General features: G+C 64.5%; 27 protein-coding genes and 1 riboswitch. Of the genes, 13 read left to right on the top strand and 14 right to left on the bottom strand.

Annotated elements, in window-relative coordinates:
• Positions 1-229: 229 nt before the first annotated feature.
• Positions 230-931, top strand: a complete 702-nt coding sequence (locus ACIP1G_RS25130; protein ID WP_400741766.1) for a helix-turn-helix transcriptional regulator — start codon at positions 230-232, stop codon at positions 929-931.
• 345 nt (positions 932-1,276) lie between these two features.
• Here the strand turns inward: ACIP1G_RS25130 and ACIP1G_RS25125 are convergent, their stop codons facing one another.
• Positions 1,277-2,482, bottom strand: a complete 1,206-nt coding sequence (locus tag ACIP1G_RS25125) for an RtcB family protein (protein WP_400741763.1) — start codon at positions 2,480-2,482, stop codon at positions 1,277-1,279.
• Positions 2,483-2,574: 92 nt separating this feature from the next.
• Positions 2,575-2,716: riboswitch (FMN riboswitch) on the top strand.
• Between the two features lie 80 nt (positions 2,717-2,796).
• Here ACIP1G_RS25125 and ribB point away from each other — a divergent pair.
• From ribB to ACIP1G_RS25100, 5 genes are all read left to right on the top strand, one after another.
• The gene (ribB, locus tag ACIP1G_RS25120) at positions 2,797-3,447 is read left to right on the top strand and encodes a 3,4-dihydroxy-2-butanone-4-phosphate synthase (protein WP_400741760.1); all 651 of its coding nucleotides are present in this window, start codon (positions 2,797-2,799) and stop codon (positions 3,445-3,447) included.
• A gap of 223 nt (positions 3,448-3,670) precedes the next feature.
• Positions 3,671-3,913, top strand: coding sequence for an exodeoxyribonuclease VII small subunit (locus ACIP1G_RS25115; RefSeq protein ID WP_003255380.1), 243 nt, complete (start codon positions 3,671-3,673; stop codon positions 3,911-3,913).
• Complete coding sequence (gene ispA / locus ACIP1G_RS25110) at positions 3,910-4,797, top strand: (2E,6E)-farnesyl diphosphate synthase (protein ID WP_400741758.1); 888 nt, start codon at positions 3,910-3,912, stop codon at positions 4,795-4,797. Before ACIP1G_RS25115 ends, ispA begins: the two co-directional genes overlap by 4 nt.
• A gap of 178 nt (positions 4,798-4,975) precedes the next feature.
• Positions 4,976-6,871 (top strand): 1-deoxy-D-xylulose-5-phosphate synthase, encoded by a 1,896-nt coding sequence (dxs, locus tag ACIP1G_RS25105; protein ID WP_400741756.1) that lies wholly within the window; start codon positions 4,976-4,978, stop codon positions 6,869-6,871.
• Positions 6,872-7,006: 135 nt separating this feature from the next.
• A complete protein-coding gene (locus ACIP1G_RS25100; protein ID WP_400741753.1) occupies positions 7,007-8,878 on the top strand; it encodes a TonB-dependent receptor domain-containing protein in 1,872 nt (623 codons plus the stop codon).
• Here ACIP1G_RS25100 and ACIP1G_RS25095 read toward each other — a convergent pair.
• The 12 genes from ACIP1G_RS25095 to nrdR all read right to left on the bottom strand — a co-directional run bounded on the left by ACIP1G_RS25095 (position 8,856) and on the right by nrdR (position 17,682).
• On the bottom strand, positions 8,856-9,668 hold the full coding sequence (locus ACIP1G_RS25095) for a cobalamin-binding protein (RefSeq protein ID WP_400741750.1): 813 nt from the start codon (positions 9,666-9,668) through the stop codon (positions 8,856-8,858). The genes ACIP1G_RS25100 and ACIP1G_RS25095 overlap by 23 nt on opposite strands.
• The gene (locus tag ACIP1G_RS25090; RefSeq protein WP_110741770.1) at positions 9,668-10,087 is read right to left on the bottom strand and encodes an MFS transporter; all 420 of its coding nucleotides are present in this window, start codon (positions 10,085-10,087) and stop codon (positions 9,668-9,670) included. Before ACIP1G_RS25090 ends, ACIP1G_RS25095 begins: the two co-directional genes overlap by 1 nt.
• Entirely contained in the window at positions 10,084-10,701 is a 618-nt protein-coding gene (gene ribA, locus ACIP1G_RS25085; RefSeq protein ID WP_003260612.1) for a GTP cyclohydrolase II, read from the bottom strand. Before ribA ends, ACIP1G_RS25090 begins: the two co-directional genes overlap by 4 nt.
• A gap of 253 nt (positions 10,702-10,954) precedes the next feature.
• Entirely contained in the window at positions 10,955-11,698 is a 744-nt protein-coding gene (locus ACIP1G_RS25080) for a substrate-binding periplasmic protein (RefSeq protein WP_400741746.1), read from the bottom strand.
• A 16-nt stretch (positions 11,699-11,714) separates the two neighbouring features.
• Positions 11,715-12,218, bottom strand: coding sequence for a phosphatidylglycerophosphatase A (locus ACIP1G_RS25075; protein WP_003255391.1), 504 nt, complete (start codon positions 12,216-12,218; stop codon positions 11,715-11,717).
• Positions 12,215-13,183, bottom strand: a complete 969-nt coding sequence (gene thiL / locus ACIP1G_RS25070) for a thiamine-phosphate kinase (RefSeq protein ID WP_400741743.1) — start codon at positions 13,181-13,183, stop codon at positions 12,215-12,217. Before thiL ends, ACIP1G_RS25075 begins: the two co-directional genes overlap by 4 nt.
• A gap of 18 nt (positions 13,184-13,201) precedes the next feature.
• Positions 13,202-13,702, bottom strand: coding sequence for a transcription antitermination factor NusB (gene nusB, locus ACIP1G_RS25065; protein ID WP_400741740.1), 501 nt, complete (start codon positions 13,700-13,702; stop codon positions 13,202-13,204).
• On the bottom strand, positions 13,699-14,175 hold the full coding sequence (ribE, locus tag ACIP1G_RS25060; RefSeq protein WP_391131027.1) for a 6,7-dimethyl-8-ribityllumazine synthase: 477 nt from the start codon (positions 14,173-14,175) through the stop codon (positions 13,699-13,701). Before ribE ends, nusB begins: the two co-directional genes overlap by 4 nt.
• A 91-nt stretch (positions 14,176-14,266) precedes the next feature.
• Positions 14,267-15,358, bottom strand: coding sequence for a bifunctional 3,4-dihydroxy-2-butanone-4-phosphate synthase/GTP cyclohydrolase II (ribBA, locus tag ACIP1G_RS25055; RefSeq protein WP_016484697.1), 1,092 nt, complete (start codon positions 15,356-15,358; stop codon positions 14,267-14,269).
• An 18-nt stretch (positions 15,359-15,376) separates the two neighbouring features.
• Positions 15,377-16,042: a riboflavin synthase gene (locus ACIP1G_RS25050; protein WP_003255399.1), complete on the bottom strand. Its 666-nt coding sequence runs from the start codon at positions 16,040-16,042 to the stop codon at positions 15,377-15,379.
• 42 nt (positions 16,043-16,084) lie between these two features.
• Entirely contained in the window at positions 16,085-17,215 is a 1,131-nt protein-coding gene (gene ribD, locus ACIP1G_RS25045; protein ID WP_400741737.1) for a bifunctional diaminohydroxyphosphoribosylaminopyrimidine deaminase/5-amino-6-(5-phosphoribosylamino)uracil reductase RibD, read from the bottom strand.
• A 2-nt stretch (positions 17,216-17,217) separates the two neighbouring features.
• Positions 17,218-17,682: a transcriptional regulator NrdR gene (gene nrdR / locus ACIP1G_RS25040; RefSeq protein WP_009685710.1), complete on the bottom strand. Its 465-nt coding sequence runs from the start codon at positions 17,680-17,682 to the stop codon at positions 17,218-17,220.
• Between the two features lie 106 nt (positions 17,683-17,788).
• Between nrdR and ACIP1G_RS25035 the strand changes: the two genes are divergently transcribed.
• The 3 genes from ACIP1G_RS25035 to trxA are packed head-to-tail and all read left to right on the top strand — an operon-like array spanning position 17,789 to position 19,805.
• Positions 17,789-18,241 carry a YbaY family lipoprotein gene (locus ACIP1G_RS25035; RefSeq protein ID WP_400741777.1) on the top strand — a complete coding sequence of 151 codons (453 nt, stop codon included), beginning with the start codon at positions 17,789-17,791 and terminating at the stop codon, positions 18,239-18,241.
• Positions 18,242-18,901 (top strand): class I SAM-dependent methyltransferase, encoded by a 660-nt coding sequence (locus ACIP1G_RS25030; protein ID WP_400741734.1) that lies wholly within the window; start codon positions 18,242-18,244, stop codon positions 18,899-18,901. It abuts the gene before it with no gap.
• 31 nt (positions 18,902-18,932) lie between these two features.
• A complete protein-coding gene (trxA, locus tag ACIP1G_RS25025; protein ID WP_400741731.1) occupies positions 18,933-19,805 on the top strand; it encodes a thioredoxin in 873 nt (290 codons plus the stop codon).
• 136 nt (positions 19,806-19,941) lie between these two features.
• Here the strand turns inward: trxA and ACIP1G_RS25020 are convergent, their stop codons facing one another.
• Positions 19,942-20,286 (bottom strand): hypothetical protein, encoded by a 345-nt coding sequence (locus tag ACIP1G_RS25020; RefSeq protein WP_400741728.1) that lies wholly within the window; start codon positions 20,284-20,286, stop codon positions 19,942-19,944.
• Between the two features lie 129 nt (positions 20,287-20,415).
• Between ACIP1G_RS25020 and ACIP1G_RS25015 the strand changes: the two genes are divergently transcribed.
• The 4 genes from ACIP1G_RS25015 to ACIP1G_RS25000 all read left to right on the top strand — a co-directional run bounded on the left by ACIP1G_RS25015 (position 20,416) and on the right by ACIP1G_RS25000 (position 23,594).
• Positions 20,416-20,997: a DUF2796 domain-containing protein gene (locus ACIP1G_RS25015; protein ID WP_400741726.1), complete on the top strand. Its 582-nt coding sequence runs from the start codon at positions 20,416-20,418 to the stop codon at positions 20,995-20,997.
• Entirely contained in the window at positions 20,998-21,708 is a 711-nt protein-coding gene (locus ACIP1G_RS25010) for an ABC transporter ATP-binding protein (RefSeq protein ID WP_400741723.1), read from the top strand. It abuts the gene before it with no gap.
• The gene (locus ACIP1G_RS25005; protein ID WP_400741720.1) at positions 21,708-22,973 is read left to right on the top strand and encodes an ABC transporter permease; all 1,266 of its coding nucleotides are present in this window, start codon (positions 21,708-21,710) and stop codon (positions 22,971-22,973) included. The genes ACIP1G_RS25010 and ACIP1G_RS25005 overlap by 1 nt, the downstream gene beginning before the upstream one ends.
• 108 nt (positions 22,974-23,081) lie before the next feature.
• Complete coding sequence (locus tag ACIP1G_RS25000) at positions 23,082-23,594, top strand: DUF3299 domain-containing protein (protein WP_400741774.1); 513 nt, start codon at positions 23,082-23,084, stop codon at positions 23,592-23,594.
• Positions 23,595-23,651: the final 57 nt, after the last annotated feature.

Raw genomic sequence — 23,651 nt, 5'->3', positions numbered from 1 at the left:
GAGAGGTATCTCTCGGTTATCTGAAAGTCTCAGTCAGAGATCAGCGCTGGCGGGCTGAACTCTGATTTTGAGTTTTCACACAGCCTGTACAGGGACCGCGTCAAGGCTGAGGGCGGTAATAAATCCTACGCAGTCCTACACCAACGCCCTACAAGCAGCCACTTTTCGTACAAACCTCATCAACACCCGGTTCATATCCCTGCTGGCACCCCGCCGCTACACTCGCCGCATGAACAATTCTGGCGACCGCCTCAAAGCCCTGCTCCACGAATGTGGCCTGACCCCTTCCGATTTCGCCGCCCAGCGCAGCGTCACACCGCAGCACGTCAACAACTGGTTCAAACGCGGTGTGCCCTTGGCCCGGCTTGACGAACTGGCCGACCTGTTCTGTGTGCATCGCCGTTGGCTGCGCACCGGCGAAGGGCCCAAGCACCCCAACGCGATCCTGCGCCACTGCCCACCACGGTCAGCACCCGCCAACCCACCTACCCCGCTATCGGTGCATCGCGGCCGGGTAATGCTGGTGCCTTATTACGAACTGAGAAACGGCCTGCTTGCGCCCGTTGCGGGCAAACACCTGCGCTTGCCCGCAAAAGCCCTGAAAGGGTTGGGTGTACGTAGCGATAACGCCATCTGCATGGCGATGACTGCCAGCAACATGGTTCCGCTGATTCCGCTAGAGGCCACCCTGGCCATCGACTTGGGCATGACCCGGGTGGTCGAGGGCGAAACCTATGCCCTGCTGCACAACGGCATGCTCAGGGTGAACAACCTCAGCCTCGGCCAGAACGGCACGCTGTACCTGCACAGCCATGACCGGCGCAACTATGCGGTCGAACGCTACACCCCCACGCAGCGCCAGGCGCAGGGCCTGGAGGTTCTAGGCTGGGTGTTCCACTGGTCGCATTTCCGCCAGCAGCGGCCCGGTTGAAACAACCTGTGCCATTTTTTGCTGGGCATCCTGCGCTCGCCCTTGTATGCTACGCCGCACATTTAGCCCCGACCGGCGCGAGCCGCAGTCCAGAGGGCTCGGCGATATCCCACACGGGTATCAGCCATCTCTTTCAGGCCCTTGCTGGCCACACAGTTAAGGCGGTTGCGGCTTACCATAAATTAGTCGGAAGCGTCCCCGAGAAGCCGGCCACAAGCCGGCTTTTTAATGCCCCCATGAAAATCGCCAGGCGCATGTCTTGAGAATGTTTCAGGGCTGGGTGTTCGCCGACAGATTTACAGCGCCTGGCAGATCGAGCGCAACAAACCTGCCGGCGTACACCTGTCAGCCCTTCACGCACACCACCTGCCGCAAGGTGTGCACCACTTCCACCAGTTCACTTTGCGCACGCATCACCGCGTCGATGTCCTTGTACGCCATCGGGATCTCGTCGATCACGTCCTTGTCCTTGCGGCACTCCACATGCGCCGTGGCCCGCCGCTGGTCTTCCACGGTAAAGCGGCTCTTGGCCCTGGTCCGGCTCATCACCCGGCCTGCGCCATGGCTGCAGGAGCAGAACGACTCTTCATTACCCAGCCCACGCACGATGAAGCTCTTGGCCCCCATGGAGCCAGGAATGATGCCCAGCTGCCCCTTCTGCGCCGACACCGCGCCCTTGCGCGTCACCAACACTTCGCGGCCGAAATGTTGCTCACGCTGCACATAGTTGTGGTGGCAGTTCACCGCTTCCAGGCTGGCTTCGAACGCTTTGCCCAGTGCCTTGCGCGCTGCGCCGACCACCGCCAGCATCATCAGCTCGCGGTTCTGCCGGGCGTAGTCCTGCGCCCACTCCACGGCTTCGACGTAGTCGGCGAAATGGCGGCTGCCTTCCTCGAAATACGCCAGGTCCTTGTCTGGCAGGTTGGCCAGGTGCTGGCGCATATCGGCCTGGGCCAGTTCGATGAACAGGTTGCCGATGGCATTGCCCACGCCGCGCGAGCCGCTGTGCAGCATGAACCAGACGCGGTCGGCTTGATCCAGGCACACCTCGATGAAATGGTTACCACCGCCCAGCGTGCCCAGGTGGTGGCGGTTGTTGGTCTTCTCCAGCCGTGGGTATTTGTCGGTAATCGCCTTGAAGCGCCCGGCCAGCTGGCCCCAGGCCTTATCCGCCTTGGCCGGTACATCGGCCCAGGCACCCTGGTCACGCTTGCCGAAGGTCTTGCCGTGCGGCACTGCCTGCTCGATGGCGCTGCGCAAGCCATGCAGGTTGTCTGGCAGGTCACGGGCGTGCAGCGAGGTGCGCGCGGCGATCATGCCGCAGCCGATGTCCACGCCAACCGCTGCGGGGATGATCGCGCCGATCGTGGGGATGACGCTGCCGATGGTCGAACCCTTGCCCAGGTGCACGTCCGGCATCACCGCTAGGTGCTTGAAGATGAACGGCATCCGCGCCGTGTTCAGCAGCTGCTTGCGGGCGTCGTCTTCGACCGGCACGCCGTCGGTCCACAATTTGACCGGCTTGCCGCCGGCGACCTGGAGAATGTCCATGGGGCTGTTCCTGAAAGGCCATGCCTGCATGATACCGCCAAAGGTCGTAGAGCCGTGGGTTGCCAGTGAGGTGGCCATGTGCTGTATGCTTGGCTGGTCTTCAGGGCGGGGTGAAAGTCCCCACCGGCGGTAAATCGAAAGATGAGCCCGCGAGCGCCCCGGCCATGCCGGGGGTCAGCAGATCTGGTGCAACTCCAGAGCCGACGGTCATAGTCCGGATGAAAGAAGGCGTCAGGCAGGGGCCATCCGGGCGCCCCTGCGCGCGCATTTTGTTCGCCCCGAGACGTTCATCGATCATTCACGAGGAGCGTTTCATGTCCACCCAGCACCACCCGCAATTCCCCAATGTTTCCGCTGCCATCGCCGCCTTCCAGGCCGGGCGCCCTGTGCTGTTGCTCGACGACGACGACCGCGAGGACGAAGCGGACATCATTGCCGCCGCCGAGAACATTTCACTGCAGACCATGGCCATGATGATTCGCGATTGCAGCGGCATCGTCTGCCTGTGCCTGGACGAAGCCACCGTCGACAAGCTGCAACTGGCGCCCATGGTGCAGAACAACCAGGCTCGCCACGGCACCGGCTTTACCGTCACCATCGAGGCGGCAGAAGGCATCACTACCGGGGTTTCGGCCCAGGACCGCATTACCACCATTGCTGCGGCACTGCGCTCAACGGCGGATCAGCGCCATATCGTCAGCCCGGGGCATGTGTTCCCGCTGCGTGCCCGCAATGGCGGCGTGCTGACCCGCCGTGGCCATACCGAAGGTTCGGTGGACCTGGCGCGCCTGGCCGGCCTGCGCCCGGCGGCGGTGCTGTGCGAGCTGATGAACCCCGATGGCAGCATGGCCCGTGGCGAGCAGGTGGCGGTGTATGCGCGGCAGTACAATTTACCGGTGCTGACCATCGAGGAACTGGCGCGGTACCGGGAGGCCATGGTGGAGCTAGAGGCCGAGACCGCCTGACCTACCGTACGGGGCCGCTTTGCGGCCCATTCGCGGGTAAACCCGCTCCTACAGGGTCTGCGTCACATTCAGAACCGGTGCAGTACCTGTGGGAGCGGCGGTGCGGCGGTCCGATTTACCCGCGAAGAGGCCGGCAATTCCAACCTCAGGCTGCCTGAAGTTTGCTCCCCCCGCCCCGCTCTGCTAGTGTCGCGCCGTTCTGAATGCCACCGAGACAGTCGCCATGGCCCGCAAAAAAGCCTCCCTCGATTTCGAGCAATCCCTCGCAGACCTGCAAGCACTGGTCGAGCGCCTGGAGAACGGCGAGTTGTCGCTGGAAGAATCGCTGGCCGCCTTCGAACAAGGCATCGCCCTGACCCGTGATTGCCAGGGCGCCCTGGCCCAGGCCGAGCAGAAGGTGCAGATCCTGCTGGAGCGCGATGGCGAGCTGGCTGCCCAGCCCTTCGACGCGGAGCCGGAAGCATGATCGGCACCTACCAGGCCAACTGCCAGGCGCGGGTCGACGCGGCCCTCGAACCGCTGTTCGTCGCCCCGACCAAGGAGCTTGAACGCCTTTATGCCGCCATGCGCTACAGCGTGATGAACGGCGGCAAGCGCGTACGCCCGTTGCTGGCCTACGCGGCCTGCGAAGCCCTGGGCGCCCCGGCCGAACAGGCTAACGGCGCAGCCTGCGCGGTCGAGCTGATCCACGCCTACTCGCTGGTGCATGACGACCTGCCGGCCATGGACGACGATGACCTGCGCCGCGGCCAGCCCACTACCCACAAAGCCTTCGATGAAGCCTGTGCCATCCTCGCTGGCGACGGTTTGCAAAGCCTGGCTTTCAGCGCCCTGCTCGACCCACGCCTGAGCCCGCAGGCCGACAGCATCCGCCTGGCCATGGTCCAGGCTCTGGCCAAGGGTGCCGGCCCGGCCGGTATGGTCGGCGGCCAGGCCATCGACCTGGGCTCGGTAGGCGTGAAGCTGGACCAGCAGGCGCTGGAGTTCATGCACCGGCACAAGACCGGCGCGCTGATCGAAGCCAGCGTGCGCCTCGGCGCCCTGGCCAGCGTCCGCGCCGAACAGGCGCAGCTGGATGCCCTGCAGACTTACGCACAAGCCATCGGCCTGGCGTTCCAGGTGCAGGACGACATCCTCGACGTGGAAAGCGACACCGCCACCCTTGGTAAACGCCAGGGTGCTGACATAGCTCGTGACAAACCGACTTACCCGTCCCTGCTGGGGCTGGAAGCAGCTAAAGCCTATGCGATCGAACTGCGCGACCAGGCGCTGGTCGCACTGGAAGGGTTCGGCGAAAAGGCCGAGCCGCTGCGGGCGCTGGCGCGTTACATCGTCGAACGCCGCAACTAAGCAGCTACACCTATCCCCTGTAGGAGCGGGTTCACCCGCGAATGCGTCGGCAAATTCAAGATCGCATTCGCGGGTGAACCCGCTCCTACAAGGGGCCGCGTAACCTGTGGTTGAATGGGCACTTTTCCCACAATGGGGTAAACTGCCGCGTCTTCACACACCTATAACGACTCGCCTGATGCCCACGACGTTTCAAGAGATCCCCCGCGAACGCCCGGTCACGCCGTTGCTCGACCGCGCTGACACGCCTGCCGGCCTGCGCCGGCTGGCCGAAGCCGACCTGGAGACCCTGGCCGACGAGCTGCGCCAGGAGCTGCTCTACACCGTGGGGCAGACCGGTGGGCATTTTGGTGCCGGCCTGGGCGTCATCGAGCTGACCATCGCCCTGCACTACGTGTTCGACACCCCGGACGACCGGCTGGTGTGGGACGTGGGCCACCAGGCCTACCCGCACAAGATCCTCACCGGGCGCCGTAACCGCATGCTCAGCCTGCGCCAGAAGGACGGCATCGCCGCCTTCCCGCGCCGTAGCGAAAGCGAGTACGACACCTTTGGCGTCGGCCACTCCAGCACCTCGATCAGCGCCGCGCTGGGCATGGCCATTGCCGCCCGCCTGCAAAACAGCGCACGCAAGTCGATCGCGGTGATTGGTGACGGCGCGCTGACCGCCGGCATGGCCTTCGAGGCGTTGAACCACGCCCAGGAAGTCAACGCCGACATGCTGGTGATCCTCAACGACAACGACATGTCGATTTCGCGCAATGTCGGCGGGCTGTCCAACTATTTGGCCAAGATCCTCTCCAGCCGCACCTACGCGAGCATGCGCGAAGGCAGCAAGAAGGTGCTGTCGCGCCTGCCGGGCGCCTGGGAAATCGCCCGCCGCACCGAGGAGTACGCCAAAGGCATGCTGGTGCCGGGTACGCTGTTCGAAGAGCTGGGCTGGAACTACATCGGCCCGATCGACGGCCATGACCTGCCAACCATGATCGCCACCCTGCGCAACATGCGTGACCTCAAGGGCCCGCAGTTCCTGCACGTGGTGACCAAGAAGGGCAAGGGCTTCGCCCCCGCCGAGATCGACCCGATCGGCTACCACGCCATCACCAAGCTGGAGCCGGCCGACAAACCCGCCGCGCCGAAGAAAGCCAGCGGCCCGAAGTACTCCGCCGTGTTCGGCCAGTGGCTGTGCGACATGGCCGCCGCCGACAACCGCTTGGTGGGCATTACACCGGCGATGAAGGAAGGCTCCGACCTGGTCGACTTCAGCGAGCGCTACCCGGAGCGCTACTTCGACGTGGCGATCGCCGAGCAGCATGCCGTGACCCTGGCGGCCGGCATGGCCTGCGAGGGCAGCAAGCCGGTGGTGGCGATCTATTCCACCTTCCTGCAGCGCGCCTACGACCAGCTGATCCACGACGTGGCGGTGCAGAACCTCGACGTACTGTTTGCCATCGACCGCGCTGGCCTGGTCGGCGAAGACGGCCCGACCCACGCGGGCAGCTATGACTTGTCGTACCTGCGCTGCATCCCGGGCATGCTGGTAATGACCCCGAGCGACGAGAACGAGCTGCGCAAGATGCTCAGCACCGGCCACCTGTACAACGGGCCGGCGGCGGTGCGTTACCCGCGTGGTACCGGCCCGAATGCACCGATCAGCGGTGACCTTGAACCGCTGGAAATCGGCAAGGGCGTGGTCCGCCGCCAAGGCGAAAAAGTGGCCCTGCTGGTATTCGGCGTGCAGCTGGCCGAGGCCATGCAAGTGGGCGAGCAGATCAATGCCACGGTAGTCGACATGCGCTTCGTCAAGCCACTGGACGAAGCCTTGGTGCTGGAGCTGGCTGGCAGCCATGAGCTGCTGGTGACCATCGAAGAGAACGCCATCATGGGTGGTGCGGGGGCTGCGGTGGGTGAGTTCCTGGCCAACCAAGGCGTGGTCAAGGCGCTGCTGCACCTGGGCCTGCCGGACATCTATGTCGAGCATGCCAAGCCGGCGCAGATGCTGGCCGAATGCGGGCTGGATGCGGCCGGTATCGAGGCTTCGGTGAAAGCCCGCATGGCCAAGCTCGGCTTGTAATCCCCGGGGCCGCCTTGCGGCCCATCGCGACACAAGGCCGCTCCTACAGAGACCGCGCCCCCGGCCTGTGCAATTCCTGTAGGAGCGGCCTTGTGTCGCGATCGAGGGCGCAGCCCTCGCAAAATGGTACTGCCCATGAAAGCCCCAAGCTTTGCCACCCTGCTCTGCCTCCCCCTGCCGCTACTGGCCGCCGAACGCGACGACGCCCTCAAGCTCCCCGACGTGCTGATCAGCGCCAGCCGCCAGGTCGAGTCGCGCACCGCTACCAGCGCCGCCAACACGGTCTTCACCCGCGCCGACATCGACCGCCTGCAACCCACCAGCGTCACCGACCTGCTCAGCCGCGTGCCGGGCGTACAGGTGGCACCTACCGGTGGCCGTGGCAGCCTGCCAGGCATCTTCATCCGCGGCACCAAGGCCGCACAAAGCTTGGTGCTGGTCGATGGCGTGCGCATCGCCAATGCCACCTCGGGAGACAGCGGCCTGCAGTTTCTCGATGTCGACCAGATCGAACGGGTGGAAGTGCTGCGCGGCTCGCGCTCGGCGGTGTATGGCAGCGATGCCATTGGCGGGGTTATCCAGATCTTCACCCGGCGCAGCAGCGGCCTAGGCATGCAACCGCGCCTGCGCGTGGCAGCCGGCAGCAATCAGACCTTCCAGCGCAGCCTGGGGCTTTCTGGCGGTAATGGCGCGACACGCTTCAACCTCGGCGCCAGCCTGGATGAAACGGCCGGCATCGACGCGACCGGGCCGTCCTTCGCCAGCGATGGCGACCACGACGCCTATCGCAACAAGTCGTTCAACCTGAGCCTGAGTCACACCTTTGGCGAACGCTTCGAGGCCGGCCTCAACCTGCTCGATAGCCGTGGCCGCAGCGAATACGACAACCCTTTCGGTGGCTTCGACCCGGTCACCTTCGCAAGCTTCGGCCAGCAGCCCTACACCGACTTCAGCGTCAGCAGCCTGGGTAGTTACTTCGACGCCCAGCTTACCGAAACCTGGCATTCACGCCTGGAACTGGCCCACAGCGAAAACCGCGACGACAAACGCGACAAGCTCAGCGCCGAGCGCTTTGTGTTCAACACCTACCGCGATCAGGTCACCTGGCAGAATGACCTGGCCCTGGGCGAACAAAACACCGTACTGGTTGGTGGTGACTGGTACGAAGACCGTGTACACGGCAGTACCGATTTCACCGAAGATAGCCGCTGGAACCGTGCCGTGTTCGCGCAGCACCGCTACCAGGGCGAGCAGTTCTCCACCGAGCTGGGCGTACGTCATGACCGCAACCAACAGTTTGGCGGCCAGACCACCTGGAGCGGCAGCCTGACCGTACCGCTGAACGAGCAGAATGACGTACTGCTCTCCTACAGCGAAGGCTTCCGCGCACCAACGTTCAACGACCTCTATTACCCACAGTTCAGTAACCCGAACCTGGACCCCGAGCACTCCAGAAGCTACGAGCTGCAATGGCGCAGCCAACTGACGGCAGACACTCGGCTGGAGACCTCGCTGTACCGCACCGACCTGCGCGATGCGATCATCTTTGGCCAGGATTCGATACCCCGCAATGTCGCCTCGGCACGGATCAACGGCCTGGAAATGGCGCTGACCCAGCAATGGGGCGCCTGGCACAGCCAGCTTGGCCTGGCGCTGATCGACCCACGCGACCGTGACAGCGGCCACACCCTCGCCCGCCGCGCACGACGCACGTTGAGCCTGGACCTGGACCGCGAATTCGGGCGTTTCGGTGTAGGCGGTAGCTGGCAGGCAGTCAGCAGCAGTTATGACGACGAGGCCAACCGCAACCGCATAGGTGGCTATGGCCTGCTTGGGTTGCGTGGTAGCTGGGCGGCTACTGATGAAGTGAAACTGGAAGCCAAGCTGGATAACGTGCTGGACCGCCGCTACAGCCGCGCCCTGTACAGCTACGAGGGCGCTTACCACCCTTACCGCGAAGAAGGCCGCACGCTACTGTTCAGCGTCACCTGGACGCCGGCGCTTTAGCCGCGAGCAACGCACACAGGCGGGCGGTGGCTTCGATCATCTGCCCGCTGGGGCGCTCCAGGCCTTTGTCGGGCACCACCAACAAACGCCCATCAGCAACCGCACGAAGCTGCGGCCAGGCCCTCCAGCTGGCCAGCTGCGCCTGATCACCGGCAAGGATGACCTGTGGGTTGCGCAGCAACACCGACTCGACATTCACCTGCGGCGCCGGTTGGCTGAGGTCGGCGAACACGTTGCGCGCTCCGCATACGGCCAGCGCGTCGCTGACCACCTGACGGCCACCGAGGGTGTACAACGGCCGGTCCCAGACCTGGTAGAACACCTGCAAGGGTTCGTCCCGCCGATACTGCTGGCGCAGCTGCTGCAACCGCTCACGCAGCGCTTGAGCGTACTGATGGCCTTGCTCGGTACGGCCGATGCGCACGGCAATAGCCTCGATCTGCACGATTAGCTGGTCGATGTCATGGGGTTCAGCACTGAAGGTGGCAATGCCCAGGCGTTTGAGCTGGTCGCGCTGGGCCGGCGGCACACTCCCTGGCCACAGCAGCAACAGGTCAGGGCGCAGGCTGAGCAGGCGCTCCATGTCCAGTTGCCCTTGCCGCCCGACCGAAGGCAGGTCGCGCAGCGCAACCGGTCGTTCGCCCCCGTCGAGCACGCCCACCAGCAGGTCGTCGGCCTGCAGTTCGAGCATGATTTCAGTCATCGAAGGGGCCAGGCTGACCACCCGCAGGGGTTCTGCGGCCAGCACGGTGCAGGCAAAGAGCGCCAGCAGCCCAGGCAGCAAGCGCATCAGCCGAGCTGGCGCGGAATGCGATAGAGGTACAGCACCACCACGGTGGACAACGCAAGCAGGATCTGTGGCACCGCCTCCAGGCCAACCAGCACCGACAGTGCGGCGACCCAGGCCGGGAAGCAGGCATACAGCATGGCCAGCCGGCGTACCCGCGCCAACTCGATCCAGGCGGCGGGTTCTTCGCCGGTGCCGAGGACCTTGGAGGTGGCGATGAGTGCGCGCTTGTAGGCCCCAAAGCGCGGCAGGCTGAGGAACATGGTTGCCGCGCCGGCGATGAACAGCGGCATGGCCAGCACCGGGATCAGCGCATCACCGCCACCAAACGCCCAGGCCATGACCGGCAGCGGCACGAGGCCGACCGCCAGGTACTGCCACCAGGCCAGCGCCAGGCGCCGCTTGACCTCGGCGCGGGTCACGCCTGGGGCACCTCGCCCTGGTGTTCGTTGCCCAGCATGTGGCCGAGCTTGCCGGCCTTGGTCGCCAGGTAGTAGCGGTTGTGCGGGTTGTGCCCGGTGTGCAGCGGCACGCGCTCGGCAACCACGATGTTCATGTCGGTCAGGGCTTTGACCTTGCGCGGGTTGTTGGTCATCAGGCGCAGCGATTTCACGCCCAGGTGCTCCAGCATCGGCAGGCACATGGCGTAGTCGCGCTGGTCGGCGGCAAAGCCCAGGCGCTCGTTGGCTTCGACGGTGTCGGCGCCGCCATCCTGCAGCTCGTAGGCGCGAATCTTGTTCAGCAGGCCGATGCCGCGGCCTTCCTGGCGCAGGTACAGCAGCACGCCACGGCCTTCGCGGGCGATGGCCTGCAGCGCCGCTTCCAGCTGCGAGCCGCAGTCGCAGCGCTGGCTGAACAGGGCATCGCCAGTCAGGCACTCGGAGTGCAGGCGCCCCAATACCGGCTGGCCGTCCGCGATGTCACCCAGGCTGAGCACCACGTGCTCACGGCCAGTGGCTTCATCGAGAAAGCCATGCATGGTGAAGGTCGCGAAGGGAGTCGGGAGTTTAGAGGCGGCAACAAAGACGACGGGCACGTTGTGCTCCTGGAATAAGTTGAAAATTTCTCGTGGGCCGATTGTATCAGCAGGTTGGGCAATGTGGGCTGGCTGAATACCGTGGGGTAAGATCGAAAAGTTCGATGCTTAGCAGAGAGCATCGCTCAATCCTGCGCCCTGCACCGTCCCTGTGGGAGCGGGTTCACACCGCGAAGAAGGCAACACGGTACCTGGCACCGGCTTCGCCGGTGTTCGCGGGTGAACCCGCTCCCACAGGATTACGCGCGTCGTTTCAATGCGGCTTGCTGTCTGCACTGAACGGATACGGCTGCTGCCAGTGCTCGAAAATCGGTTTCAACTCGCCGCTGCGCACCAGCTCGGCCATGCGTTTGTCGAACAGGTCACGCAGGGCCTTGGCCTGGTTGTTGCGGGCGAAGGCCAGGTACAACGGCAGTTCCGCCACATGGGTGCGGCGGAAGCGTTCAGGCTGGGAAGCCTGGCCAAGTACGTAGTCGACCTCGGTCAAGGCATCGATGTAGAAGTCCACACGGTCATGTTCAAGCATTGGCAGGATGCCTTCGCGACGCTGGATTTCGCGAAACTCATGCACATTGGGCAGGTAGCTGCCGTAGTCGTAGCCGCGCACCCAGGCCAGGCGGTACTTGCCCACGGTTTCCAGGGTAGGTACAGGCTTGCTGGCCAGTCCCAGGGCGTAGATGTGGTCCATGTCGAAGTGCCAGCGCGGGTACAGGTTGTCGTCGTTCTCTTCCTTGTATGAGCCAACCCAGGCATCAGCCTCGCCGCGCTTCACCAACCCTACCGCACGGCTGTAAGGCGCGCTCTTGGTAACCACCTTGACCCCGGCCGGCTCGAACACCTTGCGCAGCACGTCCCAGGCTACCCCGGTACCGTCGGCATTGGTGTAGTCGAGCCACTCCTCGCTGACCAGATGGATCTGCTTTGGCACGCCTTCGCCAGCCGCCACCCACGGGGCAACACTCAGCAGCATTGCCAGCAGCACAGTCCTTATGGCCATTTACACGCTCCCTGTTTCAGGCAACCGCCCACACCAGAACCTGCATGCCCAGCCAGGCGAACACGCCTGCCAGGATATCGTCGAGCATGATGCCGACGCCTCCGTGCACATGGCGGTCGATCCAGCGGATCGGCCACGGCTTGAGGATGTCGAAGAAGCGGAACATCAGGAACCCCGCCAGCAGCCACTGCCAGCCTTCCGGCACCAGCCAGAGGGTGATCCACATGCCGACAATCTCGTCCCAGACAATGCCTTCATGGTCGTGAACGCGCAAGTCATTGGCGACTTTGCCGCACAGCCAGAAGCCGAACAGCATGCTCACGCCAAGCAACAGCCAGTAGCCCCAGTCGGGCAGCATCTGCCACAACGGGATGAACGGTATGGCCACCAGCGAGCCCCAGGTGCCGGGGGCCTTGGGCAAGGTGCCGGAACCGAAGCCAAAAGCGATGAAGTGCCACGGGTTGCGCCAGACCGAGGGCGGAACGAACTCCGCAGGCACCTGGTTGGGGTGATCGGTCACGGTGTCTCCCTAAAGTGTTGATAGCCCCGCTGAACGGGGGTGATGTCCTGGCCCTGCGCGTCGCGCAAGGTCACACCCTGCCCTTCAACTACGCGGCCGATGGTATGCACTTCAATGAAGCCGAAGTCGGCCAAGGGCGCCAATGCCTCGGGCGGCAAGGTGAAGGCCAGCACGTAATCGTCACCACCGGTGAGTGCTGCCTGCAGCGCCGCTTCGCGGCCCAGGAACGCCTCTAGAGCAGGAGACACCGGGACCTGCGCCAGGTTCACCTCCAGCGCAACGCCGGACGCCTTGGCGATATGCCCACAGTCGGCAAGCAGCCCATCGGATATATCCAGCGCCGCCGTAGCCTTGCCACGCAGCAGTGCACCGAGGGTGAGCTGTGGCATTGGCGACCAGTAATGGGCCAGCAGCGGCTCGGCCTGTTCGGCAGGCGCTTCGCGCTCACCCAGCACCAGTGGCAAGGCGCCAGCGGCCTTGCCCAGCGAACCGCCGACACACAGCAGGTCGCCCGGCCGTGCACCGCTGCGGCGCAATGCCTGGCCCGCCGGCACGCGGCCGAACACGGTGACGGTGATGCTCAGCGGGCCTCGGGTGGTATCCCCCCCGATCAGGCTCATGCGGCAGCGGTGGGCCATGCGGCTGAGGCCGTCGGCATAGGCCGCAAGCCAGTCAGGGCCAACGTCAGGCAGGGTCAGGGCGAGGGTAAAACCGATTGCGGTCGCACCCATGGCTGCCAGGTCACTGGCCGCCACAGCCAACGAACGCTGGCCAAGCAGCAACGGATCGCAAACAGCAGGAAAATGTACCCCGGCGACCAGGGTATCGGTCGACACCGCCAGTTGTTCACCGGGGGGAAGGTCCAGCAGGGCGCAGTCGTCGCCGATACCCAGGGCCACGCCCTCGCCGCCCTGCGCACAGGGCGCGGCGGCGAAGTAATGGTTGATCAGCTCGAACTCACCCATGGCCAGGCAGCGCCGGCATCAGCGCTTGTTCGCCTTGACTTCTGCTTCACGCAGGGTCGGGGCGAGCTTGTCCAGCACGCCGTTGACGAACTTGTGGCCGTCGGTGGCACCGAAGACCTTTGCCAGTTCCACACCTTCGTTGATCACTACGCGGTACGGTACGTCGACGCGTTTGATCAGCTCCCAGGTGGACAGGCGCAGCACGGCCAGCTCGACCGGGTCGAGCTCTTCAAGTGCCATGGTCATGCAAGGCACCAGCGCCTTGTCGATTTCGCCCTTGATCGCCGGAACCCCGTGCAGGATCTCGCGGAAATAGGCGCCGTCGACATCGGTGAAATCGTTATCGACCCGGAACTGCGCTTCGATCTCGTTCAGCGAATGCTGGGCCATGTGCCACTGGTAGAGGGCCTGGGTCGCGAGCTTGCGGGCTTCGCGGCGCTTGGCGCTCTTCGACGGCTTGCCGGCATCCGCAGGTTTTGGATCGCGCGGGTTGAAACGATCGCTTTCGTCGCTAATCACTTGGCCTCCAACTGCGCCAGCAGGCTGACCATTTCCAGAGCGGACAGGGCGGCTTCACCGCCTTTGTTGCCAGCCTTGGTGCCGGAGCGCTCGATGGCTTGCTCGATGGAGTCGACGGTCAGTACGCCGAAGGCCACCGGAACACCGAACTCCATGGACACCTGGGCCAGGCCCTTGGTGCATTCGCCTGCCACGTATTCAAAGTGCGGGGTACCACCACGGATCACGGCGCCCAGGGCGATGATCGCGTCGTAGGCGCCTTGCTGGGCGACCTTCTGTGCTACCAGCGGGATCTCGAACGCACCCGGGGCACGGATGATGGTGATGTCGCTTTCGCTGACACCGTGGCGAACCAGGGTATCAACGGCACCGCTTACCAGGCTTTCGACAACGAAGCTGTTGAAGCGGCCAACCACCAAAGCATAGCGACCTTTGGGGGCGATGAAGGTACCTTCGATGGTCTTCAGGGTCATTCCGATATTCTCATCTTCAAGAGCGAGGCCGCATACAAGCGGCCTCGACAGGGGTCTGGACTCGAGCAGAGGGCGTCATTGCCGCCTCAAGTCACTCGGAGGGCACGTATTCTACAACTTCCAGATCGAATCCGGATATCGCGTTGAACTTCATCGGCGAACTCATCAGGCGCATCTTGCGCACACCGAGGTCACGCAGGATCTGCGAACCGGCGCCCACGGTGCTGTAGGTGGTCGGTGCCTTGGCCGGTGCATCGCCCGCGCTTTCGCGGATGTGCGCCAGCAGCACGTCGCCGTCCAGCGGGTGGCCCAGCAGCAATACCACGCCGCTGCCGGCCTCTGCCACGGCGGCCATTGCGGCGCGCAGGCTCCAGCGGCCTGGTTGCTTGACCAGCAGCAGGTCGCGCAGCGGGTCCATGTTGTGTACACGCACCAGGGTCGGCTCTTCGGCGCAGATCTTGCCCAGGGTCAGGGCCATGTGCACGTCGCCTTCCACCGCATCGCGGTAGGTGACCAGGTTGAACTCACCCAGTTCGCTCTCCACCGGCTGCTCGGACACGCGCTGCACGGTGCGCTCGTGGATCATGCGGTAGTGGATCAGGTCGGCGATGGTGCCGATCTTCAAGCCGTGCTCGGCAGCGAACACTTCCAGCTCGGCGCGGCGCGACATGGTGCCGTCGTCGTTCATCACTTCGCAGATTACGCCGCTTGGCTCGAAACCGGCCATGCGCGCCAGGTCGCAGGCGGCTTCGGTGTGGCCGGCGCGGGCCAGGGTACCGCCAGGCTGGGCCATCAGCGGGAAGATGTGGCCAGGGCTGACGATGTCTTCGGCTTTGGCATCCTTGGCGGCAGCGGCCTGCACGGTGCGTGCGCGGTCAGCGGCAGAGATGCCGGTGGTGACGCCTTCGGCGGCTTCGATCGACACAGTGAACTTGGTGCCGAAGCCCGAGCCGTTGCGCGGTGCCATCAGCGGCAGCTTCAACGTTTCGCAACGCTCGCGGGTCATCGGCATGCAGATCAGGCCACGGGCGTGCTTGGCCATGAAGTTGATGTGCTCGGGCAGGCAGCATTCGGCTGCCATGATGATGTCGCCTTCATTCTCGCGGTCTTCGTCATCCATGAGGATGACCATTTTGCCCTGGCGGATGTCTTCGACCAGTTCTTCGATGCTGTTGAGCGCCACGCGGCACCCCCTTCTCAATCAGGATTTCAAGAAGCCGTTGGCGGCCAGGAAGCTTTCGGTAATGCCACTGCCCTTGCTCGGTTCGGCAGCCTTGTCACCCAGCAGCAAGCGCTCCAGGTAACGGGCCAGCAGGTCGACCTCAAGGTTTACCCGACGCCCTGCACGGTAGTCGGCCATGATGGTTTCGGACAGGGTGTGCGGGACAATGGTCAGCTCGAACTCGGCGCCATTGACCTCATTGACCGTCAGGCTGGTGCCGTCGACGGTGATCGAACCCTTGTGGGCGATGTACTTGGCCAGTTCCTTCGGTGCACGCACGCGGAACTGAATGGCGCGGGCGTTATCGCTGCGCGAAATGATTTCGCCGACCCCGTCGACATGGCCACTGACCAGGTGCCCGCCCAGGCGGGTGGTAGGGGTCAGGGCCTTTTCCAGGTTGACCTTGCTGCCGCTCTTGAGGTCGATGAAGGCGGTGCGCTTGAGGGTTTCGACGCTGACGTCGGCCCAGAAGCCGTCACCCGGCAGTTCGACGGCGGTCAGGCACACGCCGTTGACGGCGATGCTGTCGCCGAGCTTGACGTCACCCAGGTCGAGCTTGCCGGTTTCGACGTAGACGCGCACGTCGCCACCCTTGGGGGTCAGGCTGCGGATGGTGCCGATGGATTCGATGATGCCGGTGAACATGGGGTCTTCCTCAAAAACGGTTTGCGCGGGGCAAGCCCGGCATTATACGCCGGGCGCCAGCAGGGGGATGGCCGTGACCCGCCAGTCATCGCCCACTGCACGCATTTCGGTAATTTTCAGCCGCGGTGCTTCGCTCATCTTCTCCAGCGGCCAGTCCAGTAGCGGGCGGGCGTGGGAGCCGAGGAAGGTGCCGGCGACGAACAACTGGTACTCGTCGACCAGGCCCTGGCGGGCAAAGGCACCGACCAGGCCGGCACCGGCCTCCAGCAGGATTTCGTTGGCGCCACGGGCGGCCAGGGCTTGCAGCAACGCCGACAGGTCGACCTGGCCATTGTTGCCCGGCAGGCTGAGCAGTTCATGGCCGGCAGCGGCATAGCGCGGGTCATCTGCGACAGCGGTCACCACCAGCGCCGGGCCGGCCTGGAAGAACGGTGCATCCAGCGGCAGGCGCAGGCGGCCATCAACCAGCACCCGCAGCGGAGTGCGGCTGAGTGCCAAGGCCGTAGTTTCATCATCCAGGCCCAGCTCGGTGCCACGCACGGTCATGCGCGCGTTGTCGGCCAGCACACTGGCGGCGCTGGTCAGCACCACGCTGGAACGGGCGCGCAGGCGCTGTACTGCCGAGCGGGCGGCCGGGCCGGTGATCCACTGGCTTTCGCCACTGGCCATGGCGGTGCGGCCGTCCAGGCTCATGGCCAGCTTGGCACGCACGAACGGCAGGCCGTGTTCCATGCGCTTGAGGAAGCCTGGGTTGAGGGCTCGGGCCTCGGCTTCGAGCACGCCGCTGGCCACCTCGATACCGGCCTCGGCCAGACGCCGCAGGCCCTGCCCCGCCACTTGCGGGTTCGGGTCCTGCATGGCTGCCACCACCCGCGCCACACCGGCCTTGACCAGCGCTTCGGCGCACGGCGGCGTGCGGCCATGGTGGCTGCACGGCTCCAGGGTGACATAGGCGCAGGCGCCGCGGGCACGCTCACCGGCCTGGCGCAGGGCATGCACTTCGGCATGCGGCTCGCCGGCGCGCACGTGCCAGCCTTCGCCGACCACCTCGCCATCGCGCACGATCACGCAGCCTACGCGCGGGTTCGGGTGGGTGGTGTACAGGCCCTTGCGCGCCAGCTCCAGCGCGCGGGCCATGTAGTGGGCGTCAAGGATGGCGGCTTGGCTGGGCATGTTCACTCTTTAGCTGGCTCGCGGGCCAGGCGGTCGATTTCTTCGCGGAACTCGTCCAGGTCCTGGAAGCGCCGGTACACCGAGGCAAAGCGGATATAGGCCACTTCATCGAGCTTGCGCAGCTCGGCCATGACCATTTCACCCACCACCAGCGATTTGACTTCGCGCTCGCCAGTGGCACGCAGGCGGCTCTTGATGTGCGCCAGCGCCGCTTCCAGGCGCTCGACGCTGACCGGACGCTTTTCCAGTGCCCGCTGCATGCCGGCGCGCAGTTTGTCTTCGTCGAAAGGCTGGCGCGTGCCGTCCTGCTTGATCAGCCGGGGCAGCACCAGTTCGGCGGTTTCGAAAGTGGTGAAGCGCTCACCGCAGGCCACGCATTCGCGGCGACGGCGCACCTGCTCGCCCTCGGCGACGAGGCGAGAGTCGATGACCTTGGTGTCGTTGGCACCGCAAAAGGGACAGTGCATGGTGGCAGGCAACAAAAAAAGGGAGGGCCATGGTAGCGCATTGCACTGGCAAGACAAGCCAAAGGGGTTAACATCCATGGGAATTCTGCCCGTGAAGGACTACCCCATGCACTACCGAGCGCTCGTCGTGCTGTGCTGCGCCGCCCTGCTCGCCGCCTGCGGCAGCGACAGACCGAAGACCGATAACCCACCGGCGCCCACGTCAACCCGCTCGGCCAAGCCGGCTGAAGTACTCGGCCCGCTGCCGGCTTACCAGCGCGAACTCAGCGGCACCCTGCTGGAAATCCCGGCCGGTGCCGACGTGGAGCTGGCGTTGCTGGTCATCGACGAACGCGACCGCCCGCAGCGCCTGCTGGCCAGCAGCAACCTGACCGGCACCGGCCAGGCCCTGCCCTATCACCTGCGCTTCAACCCCGAAGCCTTCCCGGCCGGCGCCCGGGTCGAGCTGCGTGGCCGCGCCAGCAGCTCCGGCCAGCTGATCATGCATCTGCCACCGGTGCGCATTATCCAGGCCCAGACCCAGGCCACCGGCCCGCTGCGTTTCGAGAAGGCGCCGTAAGTGGCGCCACTTTCCCTGCAACAGGCCCTCAGCGGCCTGATCGGCGAAGCGCGGCTGATCGTCAGCGATCTGCCCGGCTGCGACCTGAAGCTGTGGCTGATCGACGAGCAGAACATGGACCGTGCCTTCAGCAGCGAAGAGACCCGGCGCATTCTTGAAGAGCCTCCCTACTGGAGCTTCTGCTGGGCCAGCGGCCTGGCCATGGCCCGCTACCTGGCCGAGCGCCCGGAATGGGTGGCCGGCAAGCGCGTGCTGGACTTTGGCGCCGGCTCCGGCATCGCCGGCATTGCCGCAGCCCGCGCCGGTGCACTGGAAGTGGTGGCCTGCGACCTCGACCCGCTGGCCCTTGATGCCTGCCGTGCGAATGCCGCGCTGAACGGGGTGGAGCTGAGCTACAGCAGCGACTTCTTCGCCGAAGACGACCGCTTCGACCTGATCCTGGTGGCCGATGTGCTGTATGACCGCGCCAACCTGCCATTGCTGGATGCCTTCCTCGGCCGTGGTCGCCAGGCCCTGGTGGCCGACTCGCGGGTACGCGACTTCAGCCACCCGCTCTACCAACAACTGGGCGTGCTCGAAGCACTGACACTGCCAGACCTGGCCGAACCACACGAATTCCGCCGGGTCAGCCTGTACCACGCCAGCCGCGACACCTTATAGTGCTGTTATTCACGAGTTTGCGAGAGTCGCAATGAGCCAAGACACGCCTTACATTTTCGACGCCACCGATGCCACCTTCCAGCAACTGGTGATCGAGAACTCCTTCCACAAGCCAGTGCTGGTGGACTTCTGGGCCGAGTGGTGCGCACCGTGCAAGGCACTGATGCCGCTGCTGGCGAAGATCGCCGAGGGTTACCAGGGCGAACTGCTGCTGGCCAAGATCAACTGCGACGTGGAGCAACAGGTGGTTGCCCAGTTCGGCATCCGCAGCCTGCCGACCGTGGTGCTGTTCAAGGACGGCCAGCCGGTGGACGGTTTTGCCGGTGCACAGCCAGAGTCGGCAATCCGCGCCATGCTTGAACCCCATGTGCAGCTGCCCGCCGCACCTGCCGCTTCGCCACTGGAGCAGGCCAAGGCGCTGTTCGCCGAAAGCCGTTTTGCCGAGGCCGAAGCGCTGTTGCAAGCACTGCTGAGTGAGGACAACAGCAATGCCGAAGCGTTGATCCTGTATGCCCGTTGCCTGGCCGAACGCGGTGAATTGGGTGAAGCCCAGGTGGTGCTGGATGCGGTCAAGACCGACGAGCACAAGGCTGCCCTGGCGGGTGCCAAGGCCCAGCTGACCTTCCTGCGCCAGGCTGCCAGCCTGCCGGAAGTCGCCGACCTGAAGAGCCGCCTGGCGCAGAACCCGCAGGATGACGAGGCGGCTTATCAGCTGAGCATTCAGCAACTGGCGCGCCAGCAGTATGAGGCCGCGCTGGAGGGGTTGTTGAAGCTCTTCCAGCGTAATCGTGGCTATGAGAACGGGCTGCCGCAGAAGGCAATGCTGCAGGTGTTCGAGTTGCTGGGTGGCGACCACCCGCTGGTTGGCGTTTACCGTCGCAAGCTGTCGGCGGCGATGTTCTGACCTGAAGCCCATTGCGAGGGCTTCGCCCTCGTTCGCGGGTGAACCCGCTCCCACAGGATCACCACAACCTCAAGACTTATGAGGTCCCTGTAGGAGCGGGTTTACCCGCGAAGAGGCCAGAACAGGCAATACAGATCTATCCCACCCAGTGATAAACCGGCGCATCCACGCCACTTTCCACCTTCACCTCACTGCTGTGCCGCAAGCGCACCAGCAGCCGCTTGCCCGCCGCCGTGCTCCCGGCCAGCCCTTCCAGCCGATCAAGCAACTCCGGCCCGCTCATCTGTCCAGCCAAGCGCAACACCTCACGCGCCGCCGTCCACTGCCCATCATCCTGACGCGGCGTCGCCACCGTAGCCGTCGCAGCACCCTGCGCCACCACCGGCACCTCGATTTGCCGCCCCAGCTGCGCCCACTCTTCAGGTTCCAGCTCGATGGTCAGGTCCACCGGCCAGTCACCAATCTGTCCACGAATTCTCACGATGCATTCCTTGAGCAAGGTCAATGCACCCATGCTAACGCAACATGAAACCTGCGCCACACAGGCTGGCGGCGCGCCGAGAAGTTGTTATAACATAACTCAATCATCCCGCCCGCTCCGGAGTCGTCCATGCGTCGCCTGCTGCTCGCCCTGCCCTTCGCTTTGTTGCCCCTGGCCGTGGCCCATGCCCACGACGACCACGATCATGATCATGATCACGCCCATGGCACCCTTGGCGCCCATGAGCATGGCGTGGCCAAGCTAAACGCCGTGCTTGATGGCAACACCCTGGAGTTGGAGCTGGACAACCCGGCGATGAACCTGGTCGGCTTCGAACATGCTGCCAGCAGCGATGCCGACAAAGCCAAGGTCGCCGCCGTGCGCCAGCAACTCGAACAACCGCTGCAACTGTTCGGCCTGCCTGCTGCCGCAGGCTGCAAGGAAGACCAGCAGGAGCTGGAAAGCCCACTGTTCGGTGATGCGCCGAAAGCCGACGACGATGGCGATGAACATGAGCACGGCCATCAGCACAGCGACATCGGCGCCCATTACCAGCTGACCTGCACCAGCCCCGAAAAACTGGCACAGGTCGACCTCACTCCGCTGTTCAAAGCCTTCCCGGCCACCCAGAAAATCAATGTGCAACTGATCGGCCCCAATGGCCAGAAAGGCGTGGAAGCAACGCCGGCCAAGGCAGCGGTCACCTTCTGAATGAGCCAGCCGTTGATCGAACTGCATGACCTGGTGTTCGCCTGGCCAGGTCAACCTCCGCTACTGGATATTCCGGCGTTCCACCTGGACGCCGGCGAGGCCTTGTTTCTGAAAGGCCCCAGCGGCAGTGGCAAGACCACCCTGCTGGGCCTGCTGGGCGGGGTGAATGTGCCAGGACAGGGCCGCATCCAGTTGCTCGGCCAGAACCTCGGCAGCTTGGGCCAAGGCGCCCGTGACCGCTTCCGGGTTGATCACACCGGCTACATCTTCCAGCAGTTCAACCTGCTGCCGTTCCTCTCGGTGCGCGAAAACGTCGAGCTGCCCTGCCGCTTCTCGAGCAGCCGCAAGGCCCGCGCCGAGCAGCGCCATGGCAGTGTCGACCAAGCGGCCAGCACGCTGCTGGCCCACCTGGGCCTGCACGACCCCGCCCTGCTCGTGCGCCGCGCCGACAGCCTGTCGATCGGCCAACAGCAAAGGGTCGCCGCCGCCCGCGCGCTGATCGGCCAGCCCGAGCTGGTGATTGCCGACGAACCCACTTCGGCGCTGGATGCAGACACCCGCGAAACATTCATCCGCCTGCTGTTCGATGAATGCCGCGCCGCCGGCGCCAGCCTGCTGTTCGTCAGCCACGACCAGAGCCTGGCACCGCTGTTCGACCGCCACCTGTCGCTGGCCGAACTCAACCGCGCCGCCAAGCCCCGGGAGGCCTGATGTACCTGCTCCGCCTTGCCTTGGTCAGCCTGGCCAACCGCCGCTTCACTGCGTTGCTCACCGCCTTCGCCATCGCCCTGTCGGTGTGCCTGCTGCTGGCCGTGGAGCGCGTCCGTACCGAGGCCCGCGCCAGTTTCGCCAGTACCATCAGTGGCACCGACCTGATCGTCGGCGCCCGCTCCGGCTCGGTGAACCTACTGCTGTATTCGGTATTCCGCATCGGCAACGCCACCAACAACATCCGCTGGGACAGTTATGAGCACTACGCCAAAGACCCGCGGGTAAAATGGGCGATCCCTATTTCGCTGGGCGACTCGCATCGCGGCTACAGGGTGATGGGCACCACGCCTGAATACTTCAGTCATTACCAGTATGGCCGCCGCCAGCATCTGCAGCTGAGCCAGGGGCGTGAGTTCGCCAGCGACCCGTTCGAAGTGGTACTCGGCGCCGAAGTGGCCGAGGCGTTGCACTACAAGCTGGGCGACAAGCTGGTGCTAGCCCACGGCGTGGCCGCGATCAGCCTGGTCAAGCATGACGACAAACCCTTCACCGTGGTCGGTGTGCTCAAACGCACCGGCACGCCGGTCGACCGCACCCTGCATATCAGCCTGGGCGGCATGGAGGCCATCCACATCGACTGGCATAACGGCGTACCGGCCCGTGGCGCCGGGCGTATCAGTGCCGAGCAGGCACGTACGATGGACCTGCAACCTGCTGCCATCACCGCGTTCATGCTCGGCCTGAACAGCAAGATCGCCACTTTCAGCCTGCAACGGGAGATCAACGAATACCGCAACGAGCCCTTGCTGGCGATCCTGCCCGGGGTGGCCCTGCGAGAGCTGTGGAGCCTGATGGGCACTGCGGAACAGGCGTTGTTCGTGGTGTCGCTGTTCGTGGTGCTGACCGGTTTGATCGGCATGCTCACGGCGATTCTCACCAGCCTCAACGAGCGCCGCCGGGAAATGGCGATCTTGCGTTCGGTCGGGGCCCGGCCCTGGCATATCGCAGGGTTGCTGGTACTGGAAGCACTGTCGCTGGCTGCGGTCGGGATAGTGGCCGGGCTTGGCTTGCTGTATGCGGGTATCGCCCTGGCGCAGGGGTATGTGCAGGCCAACTATGGCTTGTACTTGCCGCTGGCGCTGCCGAGTGCTCATGAGTGGACCTTGCTGGCTATCATCCTGGGGGCCGCGTTGCTGATGGGCAGCGTACCGGCGTGGCGGGCCTATCGGCAGTCGCTGGCCGATGGCCTGGCCATACACCTCTGAGGGCCTGCAATGATCAGAAATTTCATCGCCTGCTTCGCGGGTAAACCCGCTCCTACATTGGGTTGCGTTCCCCGTGTAGGAGCGGGTTCACCCGCGAAGAGGCCAGCACTGCACATATTACTGATCCTGCTGATTACGGTAGCGATGCCCCTGTGGGCCTCGGAACCCAAGGAGCTCGACTGGCCCGCCCTGATCCCCGAAGGCGCCCCGGTCATCCCGCCACAACTCGCCCCGCTGCACGACATGTCACAGCTCAGCAATGCCCTGTCTGCCGAGTCCGCCCCGGCAGCACGCCAGCAGGCTCCCGACGCGCCAGTAGTAAAAAACCTCGATGGCCAGCAGATCAAACTGCCCGGCTACATCGTACCGCTGGAGGTCAGCGAAGAAGGCCGCACCACCGAATTCCTGCTGGTCCCCTACTACGGCGCATGCATCCACGTGCCACCACCGCCGTCAAACCAGATCGTGCACATTTTCAGCGAAATGGGCGTACGCGTCGAAGACCTCTACCAGCCCTACTGGATAGAGGGAAAGATGCAGGTTAGAGCCTCCAGCAGCGAATTGGCCGATGCCGGATACCAGATGGAAGCCGAGAAAATATACGCTTACGAGCTGAAGTGAGAACTGTTACCAATTCGTGAAGACGCTTCTTTGAGCTGGGTCAAACTTTCTGTTTAG

The organism is Pseudomonas sp. NPDC089392, assembly GCF_044749595.1.
Taxonomy (GTDB): Bacteria; Pseudomonadota; Gammaproteobacteria; order Pseudomonadales; family Pseudomonadaceae; genus Aquipseudomonas.
This window is presented reverse-complemented; position numbering and strand designations above follow the sequence as displayed.